This window comes from Williamsia muralis (assembly GCF_051487485.1).
Taxonomy (GTDB): domain Bacteria; phylum Actinomycetota; class Actinomycetes; order Mycobacteriales; family Mycobacteriaceae; genus Williamsia; species Williamsia muralis_B.
In genome coordinates, this window is record NZ_JAHVCV010000005.1 from 346,974 (window position 1) to 360,028 (window position 13,055).

At 65.7% G+C, this 13,055-nt stretch carries 11 protein-coding genes; 8 read left to right on the forward strand and 3 right to left on the reverse strand.

The window, feature by feature from the left end; translation table 11 throughout:
- Positions 1-23: 23 nt before the first annotated feature.
- Positions 24-2,561: a glycogen debranching protein GlgX gene (gene glgX / locus KXR83_RS15885; protein WP_437425629.1), complete on the reverse strand. Its 2,538-nt coding sequence runs from the start codon at positions 2,559-2,561 to the stop codon at positions 24-26.
- 105 nt (positions 2,562-2,666) lie between these two features.
- Positions 2,667-4,895, reverse strand: coding sequence for an acyltransferase family protein (locus tag KXR83_RS15890; RefSeq protein WP_437425630.1), 2,229 nt, complete (start codon positions 4,893-4,895; stop codon positions 2,667-2,669).
- A gap of 182 nt (positions 4,896-5,077) precedes the next feature.
- Between KXR83_RS15890 and KXR83_RS15895 the strand changes: the two genes are divergently transcribed.
- The 8 genes from KXR83_RS15895 to KXR83_RS15930 are packed head-to-tail and all read left to right on the forward strand — an operon-like array spanning position 5,078 to position 12,155.
- A complete protein-coding gene (locus KXR83_RS15895; protein ID WP_437425631.1) occupies positions 5,078-6,385 on the forward strand; it encodes an adenosylmethionine--8-amino-7-oxononanoate transaminase in 1,308 nt (435 codons plus the stop codon).
- Positions 6,386-6,399: 14 nt separating this feature from the next.
- Positions 6,400-7,563, forward strand: a complete 1,164-nt coding sequence (locus KXR83_RS15900; protein WP_437425632.1) for an 8-amino-7-oxononanoate synthase — start codon at positions 6,400-6,402, stop codon at positions 7,561-7,563.
- 3 nt (positions 7,564-7,566) lie between these two features.
- Positions 7,567-8,256 (forward strand): dethiobiotin synthase, encoded by a 690-nt coding sequence (gene bioD, locus KXR83_RS15905; protein WP_437425633.1) that lies wholly within the window; start codon positions 7,567-7,569, stop codon positions 8,254-8,256.
- Positions 8,257-8,295: 39 nt separating this feature from the next.
- Entirely contained in the window at positions 8,296-9,330 is a 1,035-nt protein-coding gene (gene bioB, locus KXR83_RS15910) for a biotin synthase BioB (RefSeq protein ID WP_437425634.1), read from the forward strand.
- A gap of 28 nt (positions 9,331-9,358) precedes the next feature.
- Positions 9,359-9,595 (forward strand): hypothetical protein, encoded by a 237-nt coding sequence (locus KXR83_RS15915; protein WP_030172909.1) that lies wholly within the window; start codon positions 9,359-9,361, stop codon positions 9,593-9,595.
- Positions 9,592-10,188, forward strand: coding sequence for a hypothetical protein (locus tag KXR83_RS15920; protein ID WP_437425635.1), 597 nt, complete (start codon positions 9,592-9,594; stop codon positions 10,186-10,188). The genes KXR83_RS15915 and KXR83_RS15920 overlap by 4 nt, the downstream gene beginning before the upstream one ends.
- Before the next feature lie 51 nt (positions 10,189-10,239).
- Positions 10,240-11,730 (forward strand): MFS transporter, encoded by a 1,491-nt coding sequence (locus tag KXR83_RS15925; protein ID WP_437425636.1) that lies wholly within the window; start codon positions 10,240-10,242, stop codon positions 11,728-11,730.
- Positions 11,730-12,155, forward strand: a complete 426-nt coding sequence (locus KXR83_RS15930) for a MarR family winged helix-turn-helix transcriptional regulator (protein ID WP_437425637.1) — start codon at positions 11,730-11,732, stop codon at positions 12,153-12,155. The genes KXR83_RS15925 and KXR83_RS15930 overlap by 1 nt, the downstream gene beginning before the upstream one ends.
- A gap of 16 nt (positions 12,156-12,171) precedes the next feature.
- Here the strand turns inward: KXR83_RS15930 and KXR83_RS15935 are convergent, their stop codons facing one another.
- Positions 12,172-12,867, reverse strand: a complete 696-nt coding sequence (locus tag KXR83_RS15935) for an NUDIX hydrolase (RefSeq protein WP_437425638.1) — start codon at positions 12,865-12,867, stop codon at positions 12,172-12,174.
- Positions 12,868-13,055: the final 188 nt, after the last annotated feature.

The window sequence follows — 13,055 nt, forward strand, 5'->3', positions numbered from 1 at the left end:
AGGCGTTGGCACAAGATCGGAGATCAATTCACTTTGCGGAGTACCAACAACGACCGTTCCCTAACCAATAGGGCGCTGCCGGCTTTCGCGTTGACCGTGCTCGAGCCGGTCGGGTGGGCGGTGTCGAGTTCGCCGGTCCACTCGTTGGCATAGAAATCGGTCGGCACCCGGAAGACGATCGGCTCGTAATGCGCGTTGAAGCACATCAAGAAATCGTCGTCGACAACCAGCCGTCCGCGAACGTCCTTCTCGTTGATGCCGGATCCGTTGAGGAAGACGGCCAGGGATTTACCGAAACCGCTGTCCCAGTCCTCCTCGGTCATCTCCTCACCGCTGGGTGTGAGCCAGGCGATGTCACGCGCCTGGTTGCCGGACCGGATGGGGCGCCCGGCGAAGAATCGGCGCCTGCGGAACACCGGATGCGTCGACCGCAGGGCGATGACCCTGCGGGTGAACTCGAGAAGATCCGAGTTCTTCTCCGCCAGTTCCCAATCCATCCATGCGATTGGGCCGTCCTGGCAGTAGACGTTGTTGTTGCCGTTCTGGGTGCGGCCGATCTCGTCGCCGTGGGCGATCATCGGGGTGCCCTGGCTCAGCATCAGCGTCGCCAAGATGTTGCGTTGCTGACGTGCGCGAAGACGTTCGATGTCGGGGTCGTCGGTCGGACCTTCCACACCGCAGTTCCACGACCGGTTGTGGCTTTCCCCGTCCCGGTTGTCCTCGCCGTTCGCCTCGTTGTGTTTCTCGTTGTACGACACCAGATCTCGCAGGGTGAAGCCGTCGTGCGCCGTCACGAAGTTGATGCTGGCGCTGGGACGGCGCCCGGTTGCCTCGTAGAGATCTGACGAGCCGGTCAGCCGCGATGCGAACTCTCCGAGCGTCGCGGGCTCACCGCGCCAGTAGTCGCGCACGGTGTCGCGGTACTGCCCGTTCCATTCGGTCCACAGTCCTGGGAAGTTACCCACCTGGTAACCGCCCTCGCCCACGTCCCACGGCTCGGCGATCAACTTCACCTGGCTGACCACCGGATCCTGTTGCACCAGATCGAAGAAGGCCGACAACTTGTCCACGTCATGCAGCTCGCGGGCGAGTGTCGAGGCGAGGTCGAAACGGAAACCGTCGACGTGCATCTCGAGCACCCAGTACCGGAGCGAGTCCATGATCAGCTGCAGCGTGTGCGGATGGCGCACGTTCAGACTGTTTCCGGTGCCCGTGTAGTCCATGTAATGCCAGGGCTCGCCGTCGACGAGTCGGTAATACGCGGCGTTGTCGATGCCGCGGAAGGCGATGCTCGGACCGCGATGGTTGCCCTCGGCGGTGTGGTTGTAGACAACATCGAGGATCACCTCGATCCCGGCCTCGTGGAATGCCCGCACCATTGCCTTGAACTCCGGGACCGCTCCGCCGGCCCGCTGGTTGGCGGCGTAGTCGGCGTGGGGTGCCATGAAGCCGAAGCTGTTATAGCCCCAGTAGTTTCGCAGGCCTTGATCGAGAAGGGTCTGGTCCTGGAGGAACTGGTGCACGGGCATCAGTTCGATGGCCGTGACACCCAGTGCCGTGAGGTGGTCGATGATCGCGGGGTGGGCGAGGCCGGCGTAGGTTCCGCGGAGCTGTTCGGGCACTTCGGGATGGGTTGCCGTCATGCCCTTGACGTGGGCTTCGTAGATGATGGTCTCGTAGTAGGGCCGATTCGGAGAGCGATCGTGCTGCCAGTCGAAGAACGGGTTGATCACCACGGACGTCATCGTGTGTCCCAGCGAGTCGAGCCTGGGAGGTTCGCCGAACAGGGGGTCGGGCGTCGGTTCTGATCGCGGTTTGGGCGTGGGCTCCGGGGCGGGTACTGCCGAGTCATCGTCGTTGGCATTGTCAACGGGGGACTCGAGAGTGGTTGCGGTCGCGACGTTTTCGACATCGTCGGACGGGTCTGCGAACTGGTCTGACGCTGCGGCGTCGCCTGTCGAAGCAGCGACATCGAGCGAACCCAGCGTGTCGGTACCGGTGTCGCTGGCGGTCTGAGGGCCCGGGTCGTCGCCGCGGTCCGTGTCGGCCGTGGGCTCGGTCGATGCCTGTTCCTGCGGATGTTCGTCGAGCACGATCGGGTACGAGTACAGCGACGCGTCTCCGTCGAACTCACCGTGGAACGCCTTGCCGTACGGATCGACCAACAGCTTGGAAGGGTCGCAGCGATGGCCCTGACGAGGGTCATAGGGGCCGTGGACCCGATAGCCGTAGAGCTGACCCGGCGATATCGACGGCAGGTAGGCATGCCACACATAGCCATCGACCTCCTCGAGGGGCACGCGTGTCTCAGACCCGTCAGGACCGATCAGGCACAGGTCCACGGCAGTGGCCACTTCCGAGAAGAGCGAGAAGTTGGTACCCGCTCCGTCGAACGTCGCGCCGAGAGGATATGCGGTACCCGGCCACACCATCAGCTCCTCGACCATGCCGCCTGTGGCGTCGGCGGTGGTGCCGTGTACGGCCACCGCGACGTCGTCAGAGCCGGTCGAATCGTCCACGGTTCTGGCAGACGACACGTCGCTTCCGGGGGTTGATGTCATGGGCACCCTCGCATTTTCATGTTGATGACCCTACTGTTCGCGGAGGCCCGCGGCACTGTCAGTGCGGAGCCATCGCACCAGATCACCGGAAGAGTAGAGGGTGGTTCAGGTCCAGGGCAGCGCGGCTTGCATCTGACGTTGCAGTTCCGCTGTGAGACTGCGCACATAGGTCGCGCTCAGGTGATGCCAGTCGTGGTAGACGGTGATGTTCCCGACCACGGCGGGGCAGGTCGTGTCGTTGCACATGCCGTCCGTCAGATCGAGCGGCAAGACGTTCGGGTGGTCCTGCACGATGTCGAGCGTGGGGTTCGTCGGCGCGAACGAGGCGGCACGCGCGGTGTCGCAGTTGTCGCTGTCGCGGGTGTTGGCCAGGCAGTCCGGGGTGTTGATCGGTCCATCGGCGTTGTGTGGCCACGAGCTGTCGCGCATCCCGAGGATGGGGATGTTCGCCTGGGCGAATTGGTCGAAAATCGGCAGGTAGTCGCCGGGTACCCAGTCACCGGGCCCGTCGTCGCGCGGCCGGGTTGTGTTGGTGAACAGTGCATCCGGCTTGTCGGCGATGATCTGCGGCACGACTTTCTGCACCCAGTCATGACACTGCGGATAGGGAACCCCGCGTTGCTTCGGCACCAGCTCGGTGGACAGCGGACAGCCCATCTTCAGATACGTCTTCACCTTGAAGTGATTCTGTTTGCCGATGATGTCGAGCGCCGTGATCCAGTATTCCGCGTGCGAGCCACCTGCCAGAGCAATTGTCTTGGTAGCCAACGGGTCGCCGTACACCCCGACGTGCACCCCGGTGTCGTCGAAGTCGCTGATGTGTCCGTTGAACGAGGTCACCGGCAGGTCGTTGACGACCTGCAGCGCAGAGGGCTGGGGGTCGACGTGGGGGACTGGGGCGTTGTCGAGGAGCGCACGGGCACCGGGATAGACACGGGGATCGAGCTTGGTGGTGTCCACCGTCATGTGGGTGACGTGGTAGTCCCAGGCCTTGAAACCGACCGTCATCACCACCGCGCTCACGATCAGCACGCTGGTCACCACGGTGGTGTAGTCCAGGAGTCTGGCTCGCCACGGGTTCACCGTGGCTGCGTGCGTCGGGTGGTGGTGACGCGTCGGGGTGCCCTTGTGCGGCGGATCCTCCTTGTGGATCGACACCGACCGCGGCGCTCGCAGCGGCTCTTCGATGTACCGCTTGGTCAGCCATGCCATCGCGATGGACACCGCGATGAGAACGGTTCCCTCGACGATCGACGCATGGTTCTTGTCACGCCACGTCAGGTAGAAGATCAGCAGCGGCCAGTGCCACAGGTAGAGGGAATAGGAGATCGATCCCAGCCACACCATCTGCCGGGCGGACAGTGCGTGATTGACGACCGGTTGCCCGGACTTCGGGCCGTGCTGAAGCGCGGTCGCACCCGACCAGATGATGGCGAGCGTCGACAGCACGGGAACCAGCGCCCACGGTCCGGGATACTGCTCGACACCCACGATCCACCAGCCACAGGTGATGATCAGCCCCAGGGCGGCGACGGCGACGATGTTGCGAATGACATTGGGAACCCGCCACTTCGGCATCCAGACGGCGAGCAGACCGCCGGCGAGGGGCTCCCACACGCGGGAGATGGTGTCGTAGTAGTTGAACTGCTGGTTGACGTCCATCCGCATGTGCGCCCAGTAGAACGACACGGCGGCCACGCCGAGGAGCGATGCGCCGATGAGGATGCGGATGACCGTGGGGTCGGCCAGCTTGCGTACTCCGGCACGCACCAGCACCGTGATGATCCCGGCGGCCGCCAGGGCGGTGAGCATCGTCAGCACGAAGAACTGGCCCTGCACCGACATCGACCACAGGTGCTGCAGAGGGCTGTTCGCCGAACTGGCCGCTGTGTAGTCCTGTGAATTGAACGCCAGATGCCAATTCTGGTAGTAGAACAGGCTCGCGATGACCTCTTGGCCCGTCGCCCGCCAGCGGGTCTCGGGGAAGATGAGCAACGTACCGAGGCTGATGACGACCAGGATCGCGACCAGCGCGGGCAGCAGTCGCCTGCCGAGCCGGGTCAGTCGCTTGATCGGGTTGATCGCGGGCCAGAGTCCGGCCTGCTCGTTCTGTGCGCTGACGATGACGTGCCGCAGCAGCGAGCCGACGAAGAAGTACCCCGACAGGGTGAGGAACACGTCGACACCGCCGGACACCCGCCCGAACCAGATGTGAAAGCACGCCACCAGGACGATGGCCAGGCCCCGCAGACCGTCGAGGTCGGTGCGGTAGCTGGGGACCGTGTCGGCGGGTACCGCCGGTGGCCTTTTCTCAACGCTGGGTGCGGCTGTCAACTGCTCTCTAGTCTCACTTGTCCGGTGGCGCTGAAATCGGTGTCGTCACAGCTTCGGGGTGGGCGGTTCCGGCACGTAATCTACCTGTTGCACCTTAGAATCCCCGGCCTGGAACGCCGCGGCGCGCTCATTAGGGTGGGTAGGTGCCCACATTGCCCGAATCTCAGATCAATCGGCCTCCCATGGCGGAAGAACAAATCAACCGGATCGACTCGGAGATGATCTGGCATCCGTACGGGACCATGCCGCATCCGGAGCCCGTTCCCCGCGTTGTCAGGTCGGCGTCGGGTGTCCGCCTGACCTTCGCGGACGGGAGCACGGTCGTCGACGGCATGAGTTCGTGGTGGGCCGCGATCCACGGCTATCGGAACCCGGTGCTCGACGCTGCGGCACGCACCCAGCTCGACTCGATGGCGCATGTGATGTTCGGTGGCCTCACCCACGAACCTGCAGCCAGGCTCGCCGAGCTGCTCGTGGAGATAACCCCCGATCCGTTGCAGACCGTGTTCTTCTGCGACTCCGGCTCGGTGTCGGTGGAGGTCGCGGTCAAGATGGCCGTGCAGTTCTGGCGGGCCCGGGGCGAAGCCGGCCGTACCCGCCTGCTGACGTGGCGCGGCGGCTACCACGGCGACACCTTCACCCCCATGAGCGTCTGTGACCCCGAAGGCGGGATGCACTCGCTGTGGACCGACGTGCTCACCAGTCAGGTGTTCGCGTCGGCGCCGCCGTCCGAGTTCAACGTGGAGTACGTCACAGAGCTCGAAGACCTCGTGTCCGAGCATCGCGATGAACTCGCCGCCGTGATCGTCGAACCGGTGGTCCAGGGTGCCGGCGGGATGCGATTCCACGATCCCCGTTACCTCGGCGAGCTGCGCCGGATCTGCGATGAGCAGGGTGTACTGCTCATCTTCGACGAGATCGCCACGGGGTTCGGCCGGACCGGGGAGTTGTTCGCCGCCGACCACGCCGGCGTGTCCCCGGACATCATGTGCATCGGCAAAGCGCTCACCGGTGGCTATCTGTCCATGGCGGCAGCGTTGTGTACCCGCGACATCGCGGACACGATCTCGCGGTCCGACGTGGGGGTACTGGCACACGGCCCCACATTCATGGCGAACCCGCTCACGTGTGCGGTGGCCGTGGCGTCCACCGAGCTGCTACTCGCGTCCGGGTGGCGCGATCGGGTCGCCCACATCGCCGATCGACTACGGGAAGGGTTGAGCCCACTCGCCGATCTCCCTGGCGTCCGTGATGTCCGGGTGCAGGGCGCCATCGGGGTGGTGCAACTCGACCACCCCGTCGACATGGCTGCGGCGACGGACGCCGCGGTGGCGGCGGGGGTGTGGTTACGGCCGTTCCGCGACAACATCTACACAATGCCTCCGTATGTGTGTACCGACGACGACCTCGACGTTCTGATCGGCGGGGTGTCGGCTGCGGTTCGTGCCTGCACAGCTCAACCCTCGCCCGTCGCAGCCGAAGCGCTGTGAGACTCTGTTCGTCAGTGAAACCACTTGCCCCGACCGACAGAAACACCGATTCGGACAGCGCCCTGGACTGGCTGGCCGAGGCTGCCGACGTCCGTGAGGCCGCCGGGCTGCACCGCACGTTGGTGCCCCGGGTGGCCGACAACGCGCTGATCAATCTGGCGTCCAACGACTATCTCGGTCTGTCCTGCGACCCGCGGGTGCTGGCCGGCGCGCATGCCGCGCTCGACACCTGGGGTGCCGGCTCCACGTCGTCGCGCCTGGTCACCGGCACCACCTCGCTGCACGAGTCGCTCGAGAAGGATCTGGCTGAGTTCCTCGGCTACCCGACCGCTCTGGTCTTCTCGTCCGGATATCTCGGCAATGTCGGGGCGGTGGCTGCTCTGATGGGCCGTGGAGACGTGATCATCAGCGACGGTGGCGCCCACGCATCGCTGATCGATGGCTGCCGGCTCTCACGCGCACGAGTGGTGGTGGTGGACCGTGGCGACCACGAGGCCGTCAGGCGGGAGCTCGCCGAACGCAGTGAACAGCGGGCCATGATCGTCACCGATTCGGTCTACTCGATCGACGGTCAGATCGCGCCGGTTGCCGAGTTGTACGCCGCGGCACGCGAGCACGGAGCAATCCTGCTGGTGGACGAGGCGCACGCGTTGGGCGTTCGTGGTTCCGGCGGGCGCGGCGTGCTGGACGAGGTGGGTCTGGCCGGCGCCCCTGATCTGGTGGCCACCACCGTGCTCTCGAAATCACTTGGCGCACAAGGGGGAGTGGTGCTCGGTACGGAGGCGGTCCGCGACCACCTCATCGACCGGGCCCGTAGCTTCATCTTCGACACCGGGCTGGCGCCGGCCGCGGCGGGAGCGGCCCAGGCCGCCCTCGCCGTGCTCCGCGAAGAACCGGGTCTGGCCGAACGGGTACGGGCGAACGCGGCACTGCTGGCGCACCTGTGCGGCGGCGAACCGCCAGAGGCCGCCGTCGTCTCGATCATCGTGGGCGATCCGGCACAGGCTCTGCTGGCGGCGCGACGTTGTCGCGAACAGGGTGTGCTGGTCGGGTGTTTCCGGCCGCCATCCGTACCGCCTGGAACCTCTCGCCTGCGTCTCACCGTGCGCGCCGACCTCACCGACGACGACATCCGCACGGTTGCCGGCGTGGTGACCTCTGTGCTGAACGGGCTCTGATCCGTGAATCTGGTCATCACCGGTACGTCCACCGAAGTGGGCAAGACCATCACCACTGCGGCCCTGGCTGCGGCGGCGATGGCTCGTGGCCTCGACGTCGCCGTGTGCAAACCCGCCCAGACCGGGGTCGGTCCGGACGATCCCGGCGACATCGATGAAGTGGTGCGTCTCGCCGGGGTCAGGACAACGGCGGAAGGTGCCCGTTTCCGGGATCCGCTGGCCCCCGAGCGTGCGGCCCGCAACGAAGGCGCCCAGCCGGTGCAGCTGTCCGACATCGTCGCGATAGTAGATGGTCTGGCCGGGTCCGATCTTGTTCTCGTCGAGGGCGCCGGCGGTGTGCTGGTCCGGTTGGCTCCCGATCTGACCATGCTCGATGTCGCCGCGGCCATCGGTGCGCGTGTACTCGTGGTCGCTGCACCGGGACTGGGCAGTCTGAACCACACCGAGCTCACCGTCCGCGCGATCACCGGGGCGGGACTCGAGTGTGCCGGGGTGGTGATCGGGTCCTGGCCCACCCAGCCGGATCTTGCCGAGCGGTCGAATCTCGAGGACTTGCCGCAGGTCACCGGCGTGCCCATCGTCGGGAAAGTGTCCGCCGGGGCGGGTACTTTAGACCGGCAGGCCTTCGTGGCGCAGGCAGTTGGATGGTTCGATCGCGATTGGCTGACTGCCATGTGTCCCACCCCAAACTGACCGCCCACGGTGATAGGGCACACTGAGACCGCAATACTCATGACAAGAGGGAGGCCCCACGTGACCCAGGCACCAGTACGCACAGACATTCTGGACGTCGCGCGCGAGCAGGTGTTGGAACGCGGTGAAGGGCTCGACAAAGAGCAGACACTGCAGATCCTGCAGCTGCCCGACGACAAACTGACTGATCTTCTGCAGCTCGCGCACGACGTGCGAATGAAGCACTGCGGGCCGGAGGTCGAGGTCGAGGGCATCATCTCGCTCAAGACCGGCGGTTGCCCCGAGGACTGCCACTTCTGCTCGCAGTCCGGCTTGTTCGCATCACCGGTGCGCAGCGCGTGGATCGACATCCCGGCTCTCGTGGAGGCCGCCAAGCAGACCGCCAAGTCCGGCGCCACCGAGTTCTGCATCGTGGCAGCGGTCCGTGGCCCGGACAAGCGTCTGATGGCTCAGGTCGCGGCGGGTATCGAGGCCATTCGCGCTGAGGTCGACATCCAGATCGCCTGCAGCCTGGGCATGTTGACCCAGGAGCAGGTCGACGAGCTCAAGGCGATGGGTGTACACCGCTACAACCACAACCTCGAGACCGCGCGGTCGCATTTCCCGAATGTGGTCACCACCCACAGCTGGGAAGAGCGGTTCGGAACGCTGAAGATGATTCGCGAGGCCGGTATGGAGGTCTGCTGCGGCGGCATCCTGGGCATGGGCGAGTCGCTCGAGCAGCGCGCCGAGTTCGCAGCGGATCTGGCGGCACTCGATCCCGACGAGGTTCCCTTGAACTTCCTGAACCCGCGTCCTGGCACCCCGTTCGGTGACCTCGACGTCCTGCCGGCCGCAGAGGCGCTCAAAGCTGTGGCCGCCTTCCGCCTGGCGCTGCCGCGCACCATCTTGCGGTTCGCCGGCGGCCGGGAGATCACGCTCGGTGACCTCGGCGCCAAGCAGGGCATCCTCGGCGGGATCAACGCGGTCATCGTCGGTAACTACCTGACCACCCTCGGCCGTCCGGCCGAGACCGATCTGGATCTGCTCGAAGAGCTGCAGATGCCGATCAAGGCCCTCAACGACTCGATCTGACAGTTCGCATCTCAAGGACGCTCCGACGATGACCGACATCCCCGCGCCGCTGGCCGCGCCTCTCACCTTCGGGGTGTATACGGGCGTGCGGTTGGAGCTCGAGCACCCGGACTCGGTGCCCAAGGCCGCGCAGTTGGGCCTGGAGCCGCCGCGATATTGCGGCCAGTGTGGGCGACGGATGGTCGTTCAGGTCCGTCCTGACGGATGGTCGGCGCGCTGTTCACGACACGGCACGGTCGACTCGGTGGAGCTGGCACAGCGTTGACCGGTTCGCGCCGGGCGTTGTCGCCTTCTGCATCGGCGGCCGCGCTGGTCGTGGCGGGGATTGTGTTGGTCGCGATCGCATGGGGCGTGATCTGGGGCCTGCTCACCCCGGGCATCGACGGCCGGGTGATCGAATCGGGCCGGGCGGTGGCCATCGGCGACGCCGGCACCGAGTTCTCCGCCCTGGCGATCTTCTTCTGTGTGGCACTGGCCGCCGGTGTGGTGCTTGCCGTGGTGCTCTGGGTATCTCCGTCACTCCGTGGTCCCTTGGGTGTGGTGGTGCTGACCCTGTCGACGATCACCGCCGGTATCGGGGCGGTATGGGTGGGCGATGCCATTGCGCGACTTCGTTTTTCGGGACGAGATGGAGTGGCGGTAGGGCAGGAGTTCACTCAGGCGCCCAGTCTGCGCATCGTCGGCGCCCAGCTCGACATCTCCGGCGGAGTCGGATTCTCGTGGGCACTACTGGTGATCGCGCCTCTGACCGCGCTGGTCACCATCATCTTGCTGGTCGCCCTCGAACGCGGCGAACCCCGCGAGTCGACGACCGACGAGGATGCACCCGTCGAAGCGAGTACGTCGCACCGAGGGTGACGTGCTGCACAGGCACTTGCGCAGAAACAGTTGTAGTTTCACAATAGTTTCGTGACCAAACCAGTCGAGGATCTCAGCCGCAATCGCAAGGTGGCGATTCTCGCGACCTGCTGTCTCAGCCTGCTGATCGTTTCTATGGACGCGACCATCGTCAACGTCGCGATCCCGTCGATCAGGAGTGACTTCGGAGCCACGCCCACCGAGTTGCAGTGGGTGATCGATGTCTACACGCTGGTGTTGGCCAGTTTGCTGATGCTCGCCGGAACCACTGCGGACCGATTCGGGCGGCGGCGGGTGTTCCAGATCGGCCTGACGTTGTTCGCTCTCGGCTCGCTTCTGTGCAGCCTGGCACCCAATGTCGAGGTCCTCATCGCTGCCAGATTCCTCCAGGCGGTGGGCGGTTCGATGCTCAACCCGGTGGCCATGTCGATCATCACCCAGACGTTCTCCGGCCGGGTCGAACGTGCTCGGGCGGTCGGCGTCTGGGGTGCGGTGGTCGGGGTCTCTATGGCGCTCGGCCCGATCGTGGGCGGCGTGCTCATCGATCTGTTCAGTTGGCAGTCGGTGTTCTTGATCAACCTCCCGATCTGCCTGATCGCGGTGATCGCCACCATCGTTGTTGTGCCCGAATCGAAGTCGCAACGCGTTCGCGGACTCGACCCCATCGGACAAGGCCTGGCGATCACGTTCATGGCCGGTGTTGTCATCGGGTTGATCGAAGGACCGGGCATGGGCTGGACCGATTGGCGGACGATCGGGATCTTTGTGGTGGCGATCGTCGCGTTCGGCGGTTTCTGCGTCTACGAACTGCGCCGGACCGACCCGTTCATCGAACTGCGGTTCTTCCGCAGCATCCCGTTCTCGGCGGCCACCGTCACCGGCATCTGCGCCTTCGCCGCCTATGGCGCGTTCCTGTTCATGATGTCGATCTACCTGCAGGGCATCCGCGGCTACTCCCCGGTGGAGACAGGTCTGATGTTCCTGCCGATCGCGATCGGCACGATCATCTGCTCGCCGTTGTCCGGCCGCCTGGTCGGCCGCTATGGAACGCGCCCATCCCTGGTGTTCGCGGGTGTGATGCTCGCATTGGCATCGAGCCTGCTCACGCAATTGGGACCGAACACTCCCAACTGGCAGATGCTGATCGTCTTCGGCATGTTCGGGGTCGGTTTCGGAACCGTGAACGCGCCGATCACCACGGCTGCCGTCAGCGGGATGCCGCGCGAACGCGCAGGTGCTGCGTCGGCGATCGCATCGACGAGCCGCCAACTCGGGATCAGCGTGGGGGTGGCGCTGTCGGGGACCATCGCCGGATCGATGATCGCGGCCGGGCCGGAGTCACCGGTGTCCGTCTCCGCGATGGCTCCGCTGTGGTGGGTGACGGCGGCACTCGCCCTCACCATCGCAGGACTGGGGATCTTCTCCACCACTGAGGCGTCGGCCCGCACCACGTCGCGGGTTGCCGACCTGTTCGCCGAGTCGGACGAGAAGCCGATTGTCCAGCCGACGCATCACACCCACGCCGGTGGAAGGAGCCGGTGATGGGGGATCAGCGTGACGAGGTGTGGCGCACGATGACGTCGTTGGTGCACAGCAACCGCGAGACGTGGCGCCGCGCGGTGATCGACCAAACGGGGTTGCCGTTCAGTCGATTCCGGATGCTGAGCCGGCTCGACGGGGGTCCGCTCACCATGAAACAGCTGGCGTCGGCGGCCACGGTGGATGCACCTGCCGCCACGGTGGCCGTGACAGAGCTGGAGCAGCGGGGACTGGTGGACCGTCGAACGGACCCGGCCAACCGGCGCAGCAAGGTGGTGTCGCTGACCGAGGCGGGGCGGGAGATGCTCGATGCGGCACGAGCGGTCGAGGATCCGGCGCCCTTGCCTTTCGACGCGCTCAGCGACGACGAGGTCGCTTCCCTCGCGGTTCTCCTGGCCAAACTGGCCGAACACACGCGCACCGGGTGAACGCCGCCGCGTCGGGTCAGGGCGGCGGGCGGAGCGTCGCGAACTCGTCGGTGATGCGCAGTTGCTTGTCGGCAAAACGGTAGAGCGCCGGTGGGCGCCCGCCTGATGGGCCGGTCCGCCCGACTGTTCCGGTTGCGGTGATCACGCCGCGGCGGGACAAGATGCGCAGCAGATTGGTGGAGTCCACCGGGTAGCCGAGGGCGGCGCAGTAGATGTCGCTCAGTGCCGACATCGAGAACTCGGCGGGCGCGAGTGCAAACGCGATGTTGGTGTACGACAACTTCGCAGCCAGTCTCGACCGTGCCCGTTCGACGATCTGGCTGTGGTCGAAACTGAGCGCCGGTAGTTGCGAGACCGGGTGCCACCGGGTGTCCGGTGGCAGATTCGGCTGTGAGTCGGACGGCACCATGCCGAGATATGAGGACGCGATGACGCGCGGTCCGGGCATCCTTGTGGGGTCGGAGAACACCGACAGTTGCTCGAGGTGGGCGACCTCGCGCACGTCGACCTTCTCGGCCAACTGCCGAAGCGCCGAGGTCCTGAGGTCTTCGTCGGCACGAAGGCCGCCGCCGGGCAGCGACCACGACCCGGCCTGCGGGTCGAACGCCCGCTGCCACAGCAGAACCGAGAGCTGGGGGGCGGCGGAGTCACCCGATTCGCGCACCTGGAACACGGCGCAGAGCACTTCATGGAAGACGCTCGGCGCAGGCATGGCTGCGAGTGTAGTGGGTGTCCGGTGCCCTGTTTGACCATGTCGACGGGGTCGCGGACGCGGCCTTTCGGCGGTCCGCGGCGGGCAAGTGCTACGATCGGGTCGAGGTTTTCGATCTACAGTCGAAAACCCCAGCCCAGAATCCCAGGCCGGCCACCGTAGGTCGGCGCCACGAACAGGAGGTGGTT

Bases quoted from the DNA above. Each gene is read 5' to 3' on its own strand.
- bioB (WP_437425634.1), top strand. From the start codon at position 8,296: ATGACAAGAGGGAGGCCCCACGTGACCCAGGCACCAGTACGCACAGAC.
- KXR83_RS15915 (WP_030172909.1), top strand. From the start codon at position 9,359: ATGACCGACATCCCCGCGCCGCTGGCCGCGCCTCTCACCTTCGGGGTG.
- glgX (WP_437425629.1), bottom strand. From the start codon at position 2,561: ATGACATCAACCCCCGGAAGCGACGTGTCGTCTGCCAGAACCGTGGAC.
- KXR83_RS15930 (WP_437425637.1), top strand. From the start codon at position 11,730: ATGGGGGATCAGCGTGACGAGGTGTGGCGCACGATGACGTCGTTGGTG.
- KXR83_RS15935 (WP_437425638.1), bottom strand. From the start codon at position 12,867: ATGCCTGCGCCGAGCGTCTTCCATGAAGTGCTCTGCGCCGTGTTCCAG.
- KXR83_RS15895 (WP_437425631.1), top strand. From the start codon at position 5,078: ATGGCGGAAGAACAAATCAACCGGATCGACTCGGAGATGATCTGGCAT.